The sequence below is a fragment of the Nostoc sp. MG11 genome (assembly GCF_014904695.1).
GTDB lineage: Bacteria > Cyanobacteriota > Cyanobacteriia > Cyanobacteriales > Nostocaceae > Komarekiella.
In genome coordinates this window covers 100690-116872 of record NZ_JACXXN010000013.1, presented here as the reverse complement: position 1 = coordinate 116872, position 16183 = coordinate 100690, and the positions used below count along the sequence as shown (strand labels likewise).

At 42.7% G+C, this 16183-nt stretch carries 12 protein-coding genes; 6 read left to right on the top strand and 6 right to left on the bottom strand.

Annotated features, from left to right (window positions below; genetic code table 11):
- The first annotated feature begins 62 nt into the window (after positions 1-62).
- From HCR01_RS19265 to HCR01_RS19255, 3 genes are all read left to right on the top strand, one after another.
- Positions 63-1643: a DEAD/DEAH box helicase family protein gene (locus HCR01_RS19265; protein ID WP_193197719.1), complete on the top strand. Its 1581-nt coding sequence runs from the start codon at positions 63-65 to the stop codon at positions 1641-1643.
- Complete coding sequence (locus tag HCR01_RS19260; protein WP_193197718.1) at positions 1573-2787, top strand: DUF790 family protein; 1215 nt, start codon at positions 1573-1575, stop codon at positions 2785-2787. The genes HCR01_RS19265 and HCR01_RS19260 overlap by 71 nt, the downstream gene beginning before the upstream one ends.
- A 116-nt stretch (positions 2788-2903) precedes the next feature.
- On the top strand, positions 2904-3140 hold the full coding sequence (locus tag HCR01_RS19255) for a hypothetical protein (protein WP_193197717.1): 237 nt from the start codon (positions 2904-2906) through the stop codon (positions 3138-3140).
- 91 nt (positions 3141-3231) lie between these two features.
- Here HCR01_RS19255 and HCR01_RS19250 read toward each other — a convergent pair whose 3' ends face one another.
- Positions 3232-3921: a PD-(D/E)XK nuclease family protein gene (locus tag HCR01_RS19250; RefSeq protein ID WP_193197716.1), complete on the bottom strand. Its 690-nt coding sequence runs from the start codon at positions 3919-3921 to the stop codon at positions 3232-3234.
- Positions 3922-4162: 241 nt separating this feature from the next.
- On the opposite strand from HCR01_RS19250, the gene HCR01_RS19245 reads away from it, so the two are divergent.
- Positions 4163-4696 (top strand): PEP-CTERM sorting domain-containing protein, encoded by a 534-nt coding sequence (locus HCR01_RS19245; protein ID WP_193197715.1) that lies wholly within the window; start codon positions 4163-4165, stop codon positions 4694-4696.
- Positions 4697-4851: 155 nt separating this feature from the next.
- Here HCR01_RS19245 and HCR01_RS19240 read toward each other — a convergent pair whose 3' ends face one another.
- Positions 4852-7887 (bottom strand): bifunctional YncE family protein/alkaline phosphatase family protein, encoded by a 3036-nt coding sequence (locus HCR01_RS19240; protein WP_193197714.1) that lies wholly within the window; start codon positions 7885-7887, stop codon positions 4852-4854.
- 351 nt (positions 7888-8238) lie between these two features.
- Positions 8239-9468: a damage-control phosphatase ARMT1 family protein gene (locus tag HCR01_RS19235; RefSeq protein WP_320073138.1), complete on the bottom strand. Its 1230-nt coding sequence runs from the start codon at positions 9466-9468 to the stop codon at positions 8239-8241.
- 233 nt (positions 9469-9701) lie between these two features.
- Between HCR01_RS19235 and HCR01_RS19230 the strand changes: the two genes are divergently transcribed.
- Positions 9702-12041, top strand: a complete 2340-nt coding sequence (locus HCR01_RS19230; RefSeq protein ID WP_193197713.1) for a GAF domain-containing protein — start codon at positions 9702-9704, stop codon at positions 12039-12041.
- 124 nt (positions 12042-12165) lie between these two features.
- Here the strand turns inward: HCR01_RS19230 and HCR01_RS19225 are convergent, their stop codons facing one another.
- From HCR01_RS19225 to HCR01_RS19215, 3 genes are all read right to left on the bottom strand, one after another.
- Complete coding sequence (locus HCR01_RS19225; RefSeq protein ID WP_193197712.1) at positions 12166-12687, bottom strand: outer membrane beta-barrel protein; 522 nt, start codon at positions 12685-12687, stop codon at positions 12166-12168.
- A 301-nt stretch (positions 12688-12988) separates the two neighbouring features.
- Positions 12989-14620, bottom strand: coding sequence for a PQQ-dependent sugar dehydrogenase (locus tag HCR01_RS19220; protein ID WP_193197711.1), 1632 nt, complete (start codon positions 14618-14620; stop codon positions 12989-12991).
- A gap of 404 nt (positions 14621-15024) precedes the next feature.
- Entirely contained in the window at positions 15025-15453 is a 429-nt protein-coding gene (locus HCR01_RS19215) for a hypothetical protein (RefSeq protein WP_193197710.1), read from the bottom strand.
- 423 nt (positions 15454-15876) lie between these two features.
- On the opposite strand from HCR01_RS19215, the gene HCR01_RS19210 reads away from it, so the two are divergent.
- The gene (locus HCR01_RS19210) at positions 15877-16086 is read left to right on the top strand and encodes a hypothetical protein (RefSeq protein ID WP_193197709.1); all 210 of its coding nucleotides are present in this window, start codon (positions 15877-15879) and stop codon (positions 16084-16086) included.
- Positions 16087-16183: the final 97 nt, after the last annotated feature.

Sequence of the window (16183 nt, the reverse complement as noted above, 5' to 3'; positions counted from 1 at the left end):
TACCCCCTTTCCCTTACCCCAATTCCCCAATTCCCCATGCCCCAATCCCCAGCCCCTACAAAATGGCTCGCACCCCCACATTAACTTTTGATCGCGGTACATTAGTTTTGCATCCACCACCACGCGGCAAAGCTTGGATGGACTATGCAACATGGGATGATAGGGTTGAAAAATTCCGCATTCCGGCGATTAGATACCGCTCTTTAGTGGAAGCACTACAAGCAGAAGAAACGAACTTTCTTGACGAAGCCAAAGAATTTCATCCCATAGATTTGGTTCCCACTCTGGAAATGGAACCTTATCCGCACCAGAGTGAGGCGTTAGCAGCTTGGAAGCTGGCGGGAAGGCAGGGGGTGGTAGTGCTTCCCACCGCAGCGGGAAAGACTTATCTGGCGCAAATGGCAATGCAAGCGACACCGCGCTCAACGCTGATTGTTGTACCAACGTTGGATTTAATGCATCAGTGGTATGCCCATCTCGTGGCGGCATTTCCCGATGCTGAGGTGGGATTGCTGGGGGGTGGTTCGCGGGATAGGACACCCATCCTAGTGGCAACTTATGACAGTGCAGCAATTCACGCTGAGGCGCTGGGGAATAAATATGCTTTGGTTGTGTTTGATGAGTGTCACCATTTACCGACAGATTTTAATCGTGTGATCGCTGAGTATGCGATCGCACCCTATCGTTTAGGACTCTCTGCTACACCAGAACGCACCGATGGCAAACATGCTGACTTAAATATTCTCATTGGCCAAGAAGTATATCGCAAACGCCCTGAAGATTTAGCGGGGAAGGCGTTAGCAGAGCATGAAATTGTTCAAATTAAGGTGAAGTTATCACAAGTTGAGCGGGAAAGATACAACCAGTTAATTCAAACCCGCAACGACTTTTTAAAGCAATCCCGAATTTCTTTAGGAAGTCTACAAGGCTGGCAAATGTTCGTGCAAATGAGTGCGCGATCGCAACCTGGACGTAGAGCTATGTTAGCGCATCGAGAAGCTAAAGATATCGCTTTGGGTACTGATGGAAAGTTACGAATTCTTATCGATTTACTTGCACAACATTACCCTGCACGAGTTTTAATTTTCACTGCTGATAATGCTACAGTTTATCGCATTTCTCAGGAGTTGCTGATTCCGGCAATTACTCATCAAACACCTGTAAAAGAACGACATGAAATATTAACTAAGTTTCGGGAGGGCGAATATAACACTTTGGTTGCTTCTCATGTGTTGAATGAGGGGGTTGATGTGCCGGCGGCTTCTGTGGCAATTATTTTATCGGGAACTGGTTCGGCTAGGGAGTATATTCAGCGTTTGGGGAGGGTTTTGCGGAAGGGGAATATCGAGAATAAGCAGGCGATTTTGTATGAGGTGGTGGCGGAGGATACGAGTGAGGAGGGGACTTCGGCGCGGCGGCGAGGGGAGAAGAGAGGGGGAGTAGGGGGAGCAGGGGAAGCAGGGGGAGAAAAGGAGAGGAAAGGAAAGTTACATGTTGTGTATGGGAGTGGGAAGGAAAGGAGTTTTAAGGCTGCGGAACAGTTAGAAATTAATTATTCGAGCGAAAAGGGAAATGTTACCGACAGACTTACTGATGCATCGCCAAAATGGGGAGGAGATCATCCCGAAGAGGCTGAAGATTGATCAGAAAACTTCGGAGTTGGCGATTGATTTAATTAATTATTTTCAAGCAGCGGTGGGGAAGACTCAAGGTGTGCTTGAGCGTCAACTGGCTGATTTTGAAGGAGATACGACTGATTATCGTGTGAAGCGGGGATTAGCTTATATTCTCAAAAGTAGTTTTTGCACGTTTGAGGTGGTTAGTCCGCTGGAACCACAAATGTTAAGAGAACGGGTATTTTCGCTATCGGCAAAATCAGTTTCTAGTCGGGAATCAACACAAGTTACTCTGAGTAAAATTGCTGATGAGTTAACTCAAGAACTTGAGCGAGAAGTTTTATTAGAACAGGTTCGTAATGGATTGTATGCTGACTTAGCTGAGAATAAAATTTTGACGGCTTTTGATGCACCAACAGCGCCAGATTTGTTAAATCGATATAACTTATCTCAGGTGCAAGGTGTGTTTTATAAAGCCAGTCAACTTGTGTTGAATGCTCATCGCAATGTGCCAGGAGAATATAAGCTGTTATTTCGCTATTTGAAGTTGTTTCAATTGATGGCTTATATTGAGGGCGATGCTGATCATGGGTTTACAATTAGCATTGATGGGCCGACGAGTTTGTTTAATCCTAGTACACGATATGGTTTAGCGATCGCTAAACTGATTCCCGCTTTACTCCACGTTACTAAATGGAGTCTTTCCTCCATTCTCAAAACCCGCGACGCCTATACAAATGCGTGGAAAACTGGACGCTTTACGCTCAATTCTGAATGTGGCTTAGTATCCCACTATCCACCAGGCAAGCCTTACGATAGTATGCTAGAAGCATCCTTTGCTGATAAGTGGGATGCGTTAAAAAGTGACTGGGCGTTAGAGCGAGAAGTTGATTTAATTCCGATTCCCGGTAGTGTGATGATTCCCGATTTTCGCTTAGTACATCGTGATGGACGTAGCTTCTTATTAGAAATTGTCGGTTATTGGCGACCAGAATATTTACAAAAGAAGTTTTCTCAGGTGCGACGTGCTGGACGTGAAGACTTAATTTTGGCAATTTCCGAGCGACTGAATTTAGAAAAGGCGGGAGTAAAATTAAATGATGTCCCCGCGAGAATTGTTTGGTTTAAAGATAAGTTATTACCAAAATCTGTTTTAGCTGTGATGGATTGATAAGTTAATGAGTGTAAGTGAGAAAATATGTTGTAGTTTGTAGTTAGTGCTTTAGCGCTAAAGCGCCAACTACGAACTTAATTTATTAATGTCTAGCTACTTCAAGGAGAAATCACATGAAAAGTATAGAAACAATTGCCACAGTAACAAAAGATGGCAAAGTTACAGCGCAATTATCACTTGATATCCCAGAGGGAGAACATCAAGTTGTGATAGTAATTGATGAAAAGCCTTTATTAGATAAAGCAGAGAGGAAAGAAAAGAAAGCACCTCTCAAATTTTCCGCCTATCCTGTAGGATTAGTCTCAGAAAGCCTGACTTTCCACAGAGAAGACCTTTATGCAGACGACTAATAACTCAGCTAATTACTGTTTTGCCATTGCAAAACTAGATCGCCTCAAAGCAGTAAAATTAAAGTTTTCAGACTCTCTATAATCTCACTCACTAACCCCAACTTTTGCGTTCCCAATACTCAGCAACTCTTTTTTCCCACTGTTCCCAGTAATCTTTGATTGCTGTTGGTTCAAACCAAAAAACTTCAGCTGGCATTTTTGGAATCGCCACCACCAACAGAGCATGATTTAGCTCAATGCCATAATCTCGATAATACTCGTTAGCTGCGCCTATGTATGCTGTAAGTTGCAGTGGATGTTCATATAAATGTTCAATTGAGCCTTTGGGTTTATCTGCTGTTTTCCACTCGCAAATACAGGGAATGCCTTGATAGGTGGCAATACAATCAACTTTGCCAGAATAGCTCAAATCATAATGAAAAACCGAGCCTTCAACAAGCCTAACTGTGTCGATTTCTTGTAAAACTGGCTTGATACTTTCCCAATAAAGAAGACTTGCTTCAGGACAGACAGGATTTTGACCGAGGAGGTAACGCTCAATTTGTTTGTGTGTTTGAGTTCCCCGACGACTGGCGTTTGTAGATATGCGGGTGGCTTCTTCTGTACCAACACGCGCTTTCCAGTTTAATAATCTATCACGGTCTGCTTGTGGTTTGGTGGCATTAAGTATTGTTGTCACGCTGGGGATGCGATTCCCCTGAGCATCTACATAATATTGTTTACCATTTTCTCTCTGGGATTTGGCATTAATGCGTGGTAGCAGTTGGGTATCAAATTGCATTTGTGGTCTTGGCTTTGAGATTCCCTGTTGTAGGAAAGTGAATAAAACCCCATTCCATTGTAAGGAATGGAAGCAAGCTACGCGTAATGTCTCGTAGAGAGCGTCTGAAGCCTCCGCTTTAACTTCTTTCTGTCCTCTGCGATAGATGTTATTTTTACCTCTAATTAAATTCTGCTTAAACTCAAGATCTTAAGTTTGCCTTGAAGAGAGTTTACAGAAATTTAACTTGAGGGAAATTAATATGAAATTGATTTCACGATTAGCGATCGCAACTGCTAGTTTTGGTTTAATTTTTACTAACTTTGGTGAAAAATCGGCATCTGCCGCAATTGTTTATTACGATTTTACTGTAGATAGTCCCATCACTAAGGGAAATGGTTCTTTTAGCTTTGATGACGCAACTTTCAGTAATGATAATATTCCAGTAGCGCCAATTAAGTCTTTAAATTTCCAATTCGACGGTCAATCTGGCGTTTACACTGAACGTGACGACCTTGAATATCCAACTTATCCCCTCGTATTTCCAACCACATTCTTGACAGGTACGAAATCAGTAGGATTGCAATATAAGTTTCTCGACAAAGCTAATTCTGCTATCGACTACGAAGTTAATGGTTACGATTTCACTATTACTGCAAACAACCAAATAAGCTTAGGTAAAGTTTCTTATAAGATAGTTCCTGAGCCGATCACCCTAGGTGGTAGCCTCATGGCTGGCGGCATTGGCTGGCTCATGAAGCGAAAAAGAAAATCAGTTAAAAAGTTAGAAGCTTAACCACTGCATTGACAGAGAGTAATGTAGTTGTATTACTAACTACAACTTTCATTATACTTATTGCAAAAAAGCGAATAAGCGAAAAAGTAACCACAGATGAACACAGATAAATTATCTATGTTTATCTGTGTTCATCTGTGGTTTAATTTACAAAATTAGTTCGCTTGAGCAGTGAGATAATCTGAACTCAAACGCCATTTTTCCAGCAGTTGTGCGCGATTTTGACTGAGATTTACATGGCTGCGCTCATCTGGATAAGGTGCAGTGTCGCCTTTGATGCCAGCCCAAAGTACGCGGTTAAATTTCTCAGGATCGACCTTATCTTCAACTTCAAAATAGAAGTCCTTAGTTGCTTGCGCCCACCACTGCTTATTACGCAGAGAAGAAACAACTGTGGTCTTTTCGATATTCTTGTCTTGACAAGCTGGTACTAGTTTGGGATCTACAGGTTCAGCACACAAGTTACCTGGCAAAACAGCTGTGTAAGGAGTAAAATCCGGTTCTCTAGTGAAGGCGTCGGACATTGGTTTAGCATTAGCATCATTCATTCCCAGGTAGCCAATGTTTAATAGATCCTCCATTGTCCGCATCACGCTAACAGTATTGTAGTTAGTGCTAACAACAACATTTCGCTTCGTATAAGGCGAAATGATATAGGCTACTGAGCGATGACTATCTACATGGTCAGGGCCATTTTGACAGTCATCTTCCAGTACGACAATAGCAGTCTCTTTCCATAAAGGAGACTTAGAGATTTTTTCCACTAACAAGCCAACTGCATAATCATTATCAGCCATTTGCAGATCGGCAGTATTCAAACCAGCTACAGCATTGCTGAAGTTACCAAAGTGGTCATGAGGCAAACGTACCAGCGACAAGTTAGGTAGTTCATTCCTTGCCAGATAGCTATCAATGTCGCGTGCCCACTCATTATATAGATAGATGTCTGGTTCCTTTTGGTCATATCCCCGGAAATAAATGTCGGTTTTATCCAACAATACAGCTTTAGCAGCTACAGCTTGAGGAATATTCTCAGCCGCAGGATTTGCAGAGATGGGGATGTAAAGCGGGTTGCTGGGATCGGGTTGTGTGGGATCTTCTTGAGCTGTGCCGTAATTGCCATCAACGAAGAAACCGTAATTACGTACAGTCTTACCAGCACGCAATACTGAATCCCAAAGATAGCCACCAATTGTATTTGATGTTAATTCACCATCGCCTGCGGGAGCATTCACATCCATGTTTCCAGGCAAAATAGCAGATTGACTAGAGGGATCTAAAACTCCTGTGACGCGTGTATTGAATTGGGAAGGATTAGAGGAAGTTTGCGGAAGAACAATGTTGATGTTACGGTTAGTTCCTTCGTAGTCGTAAGTCAGACCGTTAAACCCAGCGTTACCATAAAGTACCGACTGAGTTTTCTCGGTATAATCAGTAGTGCGTCCATAAGTAGACCAGTTCCAGCCCACACCACTTGACTCACCAGAATCGTAGAAGTTATCAAAAGTTACAAAGTCGAGAGCTAACTTGTGATGGTTAGGTGACACGGGTTGAGGAAATAAAGTCAGTGCAGGATCACCATTACCAACAGGTAAATCACCGAGTACCTGATCATAAGTGCGATTTTCTTTTAACACGTAGATAACGTGCTTAATCTTGCCTTGCAAAAACTTCATTGTCCGGTCAGGGCGACGATTCAAGAAACCGTTGTTTTTGTCTACCTGCTCTGAAAGCATAGCCAACGTTCCACCCTTGGGAACTGGAATTATTGAGATTCCAGCTTTTTCCAAAGCCCAGTTGTACTCGTTTCTAAAAGTGGTATTACGTGCTAATCCCGCCTCTGTTGTCCGGTTATTTGAAGGGTTAGGGCCAGAATTGCTCTTGGCATTGACAACGTAAAGCTTTTGACCATCTCGACTAACGCTGACAGAATTGGGATACCAGCCGGTGGGAATACGTCCAGTCACTTTACCAGGTTGCAAGTCTATAACAGCAACAGCGTTCTCACCACCTAGGGTAGTGTAAAGCATGTGTTCATCTGGACTCAGAGCCAATGAGTTAGGATTTGCTCCTTTGTATCTGTCACTTGGTCGAGACAGAGAGATAGTCTGAACAACGCTGTTGTTATTGGTATCGATGACTGAAATCGAGTCACTATTACCATTAGCTACATACAGTCGGTTTTGGTCGGGTGAGAGCAGTATCTTGTTGGGTTGGCTACCTACGGGGATACGAGCAATTTCCCCAGAAGTAATGTCAACAGCCAGTACTTCATTATCGCGCTGACTACTAATGAAGGCTTTAGTAGCTGCACCACTGTTGGTATTCTTGAGGGCGACATCAAAAGGAAATTCCCCTGTCGCTTCTTTACCGCCTGGAACAAAGAATTTAATTTCTTTGATTACTTGACGGTTAGTAGTATTAACAATTGAGATTGAGTCGTTCTCAAAATTAGCAGCTACTAAAGTATTGCCGTCTTTACTAACAGCAAGACCCGCTACAACTGCTCCTGTGGCGACATTCTTAGCTGGTGTGTCTTTCAGCAAACCACCATCATAATCAGGGAAAGGTGCGTTTTGATTAGAGTTGTGACCTAATAGAATAAAGGGAGCTTCTGGTAGATATTTGTTACCATTTAAGGCGTAAATATAAACGCGATCGTCTATCCCGCCTGATACATAGAAGCGCTTACCATCTTTTGCCCAAGCTAAACCATTGTATGTGTTGGGAATGTTGAGTTGCTGCCGTTTAACTAACTTGCCGTTGCTGACATCATAGACAAAAACCCATTCGGCTTTTCGGGTTGTCTCACTACTCGGTTTGCCAGTTAACGGATCTAGCACAGGATAAGTGAGATCAGCGCCAGTATTTTGATCTTTGAAATTTTGATTGTAACCACTGGTCAGCACCAGTAGAGTTTTACCATCGGGGCTGAGGGTTGTGGTTACGGCTTCGGCAGCATCAGCATTATTATCTGCACGCAAACCAGTTGCTAAGGGTGCAAAAGTCGAGCCTGGTGCTGCTGCGGGTGTAATTATCTGACCTGTGGGTAGTAATGCCCCACCTTCAGGAAGTTCGCCAACTGGGCTAGTAGCAAGCACAGCGCTGACTACCTGGATACCACTTACTACTATTACTGCTGCTACCAGCAGGCTCAGTAGGAGATATCGCTTACGCTTGAAATTTAGCATTTGCTGTTCTCAAACATCAAAGTTGTTGTTTACAGAGCAGATACTCCTATTTTTTGGTTAAGAACAAGGTAAGGTGAGGTTACTTTAAATTTCATATAAGAAGTTGTTTTGCTAGTGGCTGAAGAATCGGCATCCGATCGCCTGATAATAAAATTACTGGTCAAAGCAATGATCATGCGATCGCTCACCTTCATGCTCTTTAGTTTATCAAGCACCCGTGTTGCAGCTTGATGGTTAGGAATAATGGCGATCACCCTTGGGACATCGGTAAAGGCGATCGCATATTTAACTAAAATTCATATTTAATAAGTAAAAAGGCATATTGCTTTCTCAAAAGGTATTTCACATTATCTAAGCCACTAACTGCACAACACCCCACTGTCCATTTGTCAACCACAAAGAATCAGATTTTGCGACTTTCTCGACAATTTCAGATTTCAAATCTGCTACTACTTCCGACTTGAGAGTGCGTAAGGCTACCACTGGCGCAGGAAAGTAGCAGACTATATCTGCAAAGTTGGTGGTAAAGTTCCAATGGCGATCGCCTAATAATCGCCGATAATTTGCATCTCCTTTGACTATAATCAAACTAGAATTGGCTAACTCATTCTTTAGCGAATCAGGTATTTCCCAAAATGCTAAAGGTGATGTCCAAAAATCATTGTCAGATAATATTAAACGCCCTGATGCAATATTTTCTTGTAACCTGTGGGCAAAAGATACCACTTTTGGATAGCTAGTAGCAGCTAGAAACTTGATTGTGTAATGTACATCCTTAATCATGGCGTCAGATACAAAAGTCGGATGAGGCTTTAAATGCAAATAAGCCTGATTAGCTAAGCCGCTACTTAATAAGAAATCTACTAAACATAAGTCACAGACAAGTTCAAAGCCAGCATTGTCTACAACAAAATCAATGCGTCTCCTAGGAGAATTGATTAATAATTCACTAACTCGGTAGGCATCGTCTACTAATATGTGAGCTAGTTGGCTTTGAATATCAAAACGACTGCGATCGCCCTCAAATGCTGACCATAAACTCAAGTCAACTCGATTTCCCCACAAAGCAAAATGTAGTAGTGCAACTAAAGCTGTTGGATTTGATTGTTCATCTAGTTGTGAATCATCCAACCATTTGTTAACTTGACTACACAGAGGGATAATCGAGTCAAGAGATGCTTCTAAACCTTGAGATTTTTGCAATTCAAATGGATCTACACCTTGCCATGTACCAGGGCGAAAATAATTGGTAATTTCTAAAATCAATCGATAAAAATAAGTTTCTGCAAAGAACCAGGGAACATCTACCCAACGTTGACCCCTGTAAAGTTCTAAATGTTTATTCCAAACGGAAAAATCTGCGCCAGTATCATTTATAAGAGGTCGTAAATATCCTAGTGGTAGTTCTTTAGCCAGGCTTTCCAAGCTATTATTAATATCCGGTGAGAAATTGTTTTCAACGATCACCCGGCGTGCGATCGCAGGCATCCGTTGAGTGACTGTAAACTCAGTAAAAGAACCAACTTCTGACCCCACAAGTGGCGGTGGTAGAGGTAATTTGGGGATGTGGGGCGTATTCACTACAAACTTTTCTTGTCCTCGTATTTTTAGTTATTCTAGCCTGAAGCTGAAAATGAGGTAGCATAAGGTTCGCTCCAGGGAAGAAAGGTTTGAATTTTTATCCCTTCCTTTATACCCTTCGCCTGCTAGCAAAATAAACTTATCAAAACTTTATACTTTTGCTAACAACAAGGCATCTTCATGTGGTTTGATATTTTTGACAAGGCTGGTAGTGGAATATTCTGAGCTGTTATATGGGCATGGATAAGGAAACCACAAATACAGATTTGCAATCAACTGCTTCAGAATTACCAAGGCTAGATTCCGATTACAATGCAGAATCTACTACACGTGTAGCATCTTTGCCTAACCTTTTACAAGGGGTGGCAAAAGCAACAAAAGCCTTGCTGACAAATAGCGATTCCCTACGGGATAGCTTCGCTTCACGCAGCACCGCTATCAATGAAGCCTTGGCTATTTTAGGACAAGCTACGGCAGCACATCGGGTGTCCGTTTGTGAGTATCATCCCCATCCCGTAACAGGGGAACTTGCCTTGAGTTGCCGATTTGAATGGGTACAATCGGGTATTACACCGCAGCAAAATAACCCACTCCTACAGAACCTCAGTCAAAGCAAATTTGACTTGCAAGCATGGTATCAACATTTGACTGCTGGATATTCTTTCATTGCGATCGCGTCTAATCTATCCCCACCACAGCGACAATTTCTGGAATCCTTGCAAGTTAAATCAATTTTATTAGTACCGATTCCCGTTGAGAGTAAAATCTGGGGTTTTATTGGCTTTAGTGATTGCTACCACGAAAGAGAGTGGTCACAGGATGAAGAAGCAGCGTTGACAACAATAGCTGTGACTTTGGGTAGTATTCTGGCTTATCGCCAAATGTCAGATGTACTATATAGTGAGCGCCAACAAGCCCAAGTCCAACTTGCCGAAAGTGAAGAACGATTCCGGTTGATGGTAGAAGGTAGCGAACAAGTCTTTTTCTATTTTTACGACAACGACTATATATTTCAATACATTTCTCCCTCAGTACATGCGGTACTAGGCTACGCTCCAGAAGAGTTAGTGGGCAATATCTACGAGTTGGTATTCCATGAATCATCCCAGCGATTAGCTGATGATTTGATAGGGAAACGTGTAGAGACTTACGCCATTCAAGCTCGACATCAAGATGGTCGATTAATAGTGTTAGAAATTGCTGAGTCCGCGATTATTACAAATGGTCAATTTGTAGGGATACAGGGATTTGCCCGCGATATTACTAATCGCCATCAAGCGCTAGAACAATTAAAAGCCATTGCTAAACGCGATCGCCTTTTAAGAGGCATGGCAGAAAGAATCCGAACTTCGCTAGATTTACAAACCATTCTCGACACCACTGTGGCAGAGGTGCGGGAGTTTCTCCAAGCAGACAGAGTATTTATTATCGACGCTAATATCCGTGGCTCTAATAGTGGAGTGATAGCTGAATCTGTTGCTGGAAATTTTCGCTCAATGCGGGAGTGGACAAACTGTGAAAACCACGCCAAAGCGATTCAATCTTACTTTGCAAATAAAAATATCGATGTAATTAACGACACAAATAAAATAGATGTTCCAGCGGCGATCGCTCAAGATTTTATCGACTTTCAGATCCGAGCCATTGTGAGTGTACCAATTGTGGTTGCTGACGAGTTATATGGTTTGCTAGTTGCTCATCAGTGTTCCCAAGCGCGTGAGTGGAACACTGATGAGATTGGTTTACTTGAGAAGCTATCAACCCCAGTTGCGATCGCCATCCAGCAAGCAAAACTTTACGAAGAATTACAACGTCTCAATGCTAGTTTAGAGCAGCAAGTCGAGGAACGCACTCAAGAGTTACGGCAAAAATATACTGAACTCGAAGAATTGCAGAACATCAAAGATGAATTCCTCCAAGCCTTTTCCCACGACTTGCGAACCCCAATTATGGGCATCTTGCTAGTGATGAAGAATCTTCATAGCCTTAGCAACGGTAAATCAGCGACAATTTCTTTAGCAGTTTTAGAGCGAGTAATTCAAAGTTGCGATCGTCAGCTTCAACTGATCGAGTCACTGTTAGAAGCACACTCCAGCGATGTCAAGGGATTAACAATCCAGCAAGTGCCACTATCACTGCACACCTTTAGCCAGGCAATTGTCAAAGACTTAGAACCACTGCTCGTAAAAAACCAAGCTACAATTACCAATCAAATTGCAGTAAATTTGCCCTTAGTAGCTGCCGATCCATTGCACTTAAGGCGAGTGTTTGAAAATCTGATTGCTAATGCCCTCAACCATAATCCACCAGAGCTGAGTCTCACCTTAAATGCCGTAGTTGGAAATGAGATGGTTTGCTGCACAATAGCTGACAATGGCGTCGGCATAGATCGTGATCTCTGCGAGCAATTATTTGATCGCTATATCAGAGGTAGTCGATCGCGAGCCACAGGTATTGGTTTAGGTTTATACCTGTGTCGGCAAATTATCACCGCTCACGGAGGACAAATTGGCGTTATTAGTCAACCGGGTGCTGGGGCACAGTTTTGGTTCACCTTACCACTGGCAAACTGAGTAATGAGTAATGTTAGCGCTAGCGGAGCGTTTAAGCCGTGCTGAGTATAGTTTTCTCCCCTGCCCCCTTGCCCCCCTGCTCCCCTGCCTCTTGACTCCTACCTTCCTCAGTTGCAATATCAACTTAGAAGCGGTAGCCTAATCCTGCTTGGAAGCTCACGGCATCAGCATCACTGTTTCTGTAAGCGTCAATGCCCCATTTAGCATCACCATACGCGATGATATTTGGGCCAACTTCTGATTCAGCACCAAGGGTGACTACAGGCGCATTTTGATTGCCTAACGGAGTGTTTTGACCTTCGTCAGTTACAAAAGAATAGCCACCACCGAAGTAAACGTTAGTGTTTCGGGCTATAGGTGCATCGTAAGTCACTATGGGCATAATTGCAGCAGCATTACCACCATACAACAGCGAACCCCGCAGTGAAAGAGGTGTTTGTGAAATGGCGTACCGTCCTTGAACATTGCCACCAAGTTGCGCTTCATCATTTCCCTGTCCACCACTAGTTGCACCTGCAGCAATACCAGCACCGATGTAGTTGCCGTTTGTGCCGATTGGTTGAACTGGTTGAGCTGAAGCAACTCCCGCAGAGAGGACAACAGAAGCAACAGCAAGTACAGAGGCAGCTAATTTTGTCAGTTTCATAGGATTCTTTTTACTAGAGTTAAGTAAAATCAATGTTCTCTAGTACTAGAATCTCTTTTTTTACAAAATGTAACCTCAGGCATTTGGGTCGCCCTACTGAGTGAACAACAATTCAACCAGTCGGGTGATCACACTTTAAGATAAAAAACTAGTAATTCTGGTGCTTTGCGGTTGATGCTTAAAAGAAGCGAGTTGTAAAAGCATTCCTTGCGATCGCAGTCGTATCGATAAAAACACGGCATAACTTAATCGTCAACAGTAAGAGCGATCGCCATACTCTGAGAATACGACAAGCTGCCAGCTACTTTACTTCTATATACGAGATTATGTCATTAAAGTCTTTTCCAACATATTTATGATCACCAGAACCATACTCACGGCATCGACCACCATTGTTATGTTCGCATACACGTACCACTGTATCTGGTGGCACGCGTAATGAGCTAATACTGTCATTACCAACGATACTTAAGTTACCTTGGCTGGCTTTGTATATTCCTGGACTTGCAGGAAAAGATTGGGAAACTCCAGCAAAGTTGATGTGTTTGTAGACCTGAACCTGTTCAACAGAAGGTGTGTAAGAAAGCTTGTAGATAGTGCCGCTGTAGTCATCTGAGATTAACAAATTGCCCTGCTTATCTACTACCATATCCACGGGTCGTCCCCAAACTTCTTGGGTTGCTGTAATTAGCCAGCCGCTAACTAAATCTATCTGATCTCCTGGGATATTTGTCGTATTGTCCCAAGGAAAATAAGCTATTTTATAGCCTGTTTTTTTCTGCCGATTCCATGAACCGTGTAGCCCCACCACTGCCCCAGTAGAGTACAAGCTGGGAAAATTTGTATCTTGTAAAAAAGTTAATCCCAACGGAGCTGAATGTGCTTGGATACCCTTGGTAATCCTGTCCATTGCGTTGCAATTAACACGTCCATCAGCATTAAACTGAAAGTCGCGGTCGAATGGCATATCATTGAAGCCATTGGGCTTGTCAGGATTGGGGTTGCAGAATGGCCAACCATAGTTGCCACCATCCCGAACTTTTGTGAACTCTTCTGGTGGGTGGTCGTCTACATATGACTGGATAACCTTACCGTAATTGCCACTGCTATCGTTGAAGGGGTAGGCAATTCTGTCTCGATTATTAACAACTACCCAGAGGTCATTTGTGTCAGGCAAAAATGCCAGCCCTTCTGCATTGCGTAGGCCTTGGGCAAAAAGTCGCGGATTGGTTCCATCAGCATTGTATTGGTAAATTGCGCCCCGCCGTGGGTTACTCACAGTATCTTCCAAACAGGCATTACATGTAGAGGCGATCGAAACGTATAGTTTATGGTTGGCATCGAGTGCGATATTTTTCAGTTCGTGACCGTAAGAGCCTTTGAGTTCCGGTGTGCTGCTGTCTGGTAAGCCAGCTATGACGACTTGGCGATTGTTTGCGGTTATATCTCCAGATTTGTAGATGAAGCGGTTAATTTGATGAGTCTCAGAAATATAAACGTATGTCGTATTGTCAATCTTGTGAAACACAATGTCGTGCGGTTTGCGTAGACCCGTTACGAAGTCAGAAATAATTGGGTCATTGCTGCCATTTGGCTGCACAATTAGTACTTTACCTGTACTGGGCTGCGAGACTAGAAGATCCCCATTGGGAGCAACTGCCATAAACCGGGCTTTGGGAATTCGCGCATAGACGGAGATGGCGAAGTTGGGCGGTACTTTCAAGTAACGGCTAGTATTGAAGGGCGTAGAGGTCATTGTACTAGGCACTTGAAGCTTGGTTTCAACAGACGCAGCTGGTGGGCTGCCAAGCGCAGCTGTGGGAAGAACTTCGGAGGATATCACAGTAGTAAGCAGGGCGATCAAACTTACTAGCCGTGTAGATGCTATCCGTCCAAGCCACTGTGTTGGGTGTAGAGCAAACAGATCTAACATTTTGAACTTCCTTCGAGGTGGTAGTAATATTACGTAACTACATAAATTCTGAGATGAGTTTTTGACTACTCTTGTCAGTCATTACAGCATAGTATTGGTAAGGTCTTAAGCCTATTTGTCAATAATTCTGGTCGTAACGGATGATTGCAGTTAACCCTGGCTTGAAAATGTTGGGAGTGCAGATTTCAGCAATTAGTATTGCAGACCGCTAGTTTTAACGAGTGATTTATGTTTGGTTACATCCTATTGAGGCGAAAGCTGGATGTAACTCGTATATTCACTAGTATTTGAATTTTATTTAAAAGTTTTTTTGGTAAATTTACGGTAACGTCAAAAGGACTGGGAATTAGGTAGTAGGAATTGGGAATTAATAAAATTCCTCCCCAGTCCTCATGGCGTACATCCTAACTTGTCGCTTTTGCCTTCTTTCCATTTGTGTTACTATCCACACTGGCAATGAATGAAGGTTGCTCAGAACTGGAAGTTGGTGACTCACCTCGCAATCCCTTGCGACGTTGGTTCTTAGGAACTCCTCCCGCCATGCCATACTCTACACTGCTTTTGCCATATCGAATTGCAACTGCCATGAGCATGTGCTCTATCATATCTGCTAACTCATCCTCCGTTGCCAGCATTTCACGATATAGCTTATCCAAGCTGGAAAGGGCAGTGTTGTATGCATTTTCTCTAGTTCGCATCTTCTGTATCAGGTTTGAGAAGGCAGGTAGGGTAAATCCATTGCCTAAATCTAAATTCGGATCAATTGAGTTGATGCTAGCCGCACGACGCACTGCTTTTTCTAACACCTTAGAGGTTCTTTTTTGACGAGCCATAAAATACACCTTGGAATTCAGTACGGTTGATATTCTTTACCTTAAAAAACTTCCGTATTGATCAGCCTGAGAGAATTCCGGCAAATCTGCAATGGTTTTTGCTACACAGCGAGAATTATCATCAAATGCGTAAACTACTTAAATGAGAAAGCAAACTGCGGTTTGAGAAAGTAAAAGCTTGTTTTGCTTGCGGAAAACACCAAAATGAGTTAATCAAATACCATTTTGAGAAAGTAAAAGCTTGTTTTGCTTGCGGAAAATACCAAAATTAGAAAGTCAAATAGCATTTTGAGTAAGTGAGACGTCATTTTACTTGCGGAAAATACCAAAATTAGAAAGTCAAATAGCATTTTGAGTAAGTCAAACGCCATTTTGCTAACTAAATTTGACTTTATCTATATTTCTGTGATGCACTGACTAGTTATGATTATCGTGAAGGTAGACGAATACATGATTATCTTCTCGTTATTGCTCGGTTTGGTTGGTGCAGCAGTTTTTCTAACCATTTCCAGAGTTACGTCAAAAACAGAATCACAGACACTAGAACACCGATTCAGTATTCAAGATAGGGGCGAGAAAAACCGATTATTTCGTAGAGACGTTGCAATGCAACGTCTCTACAGTCAACGATAATTGGTCGATGATTTTGAAAGAGGTTAATTACCTATGAATTCCGAAGTCAAGGGAACAGGGTAGGGAGACTGGTACAAGCATTTGATCAAAATACTGT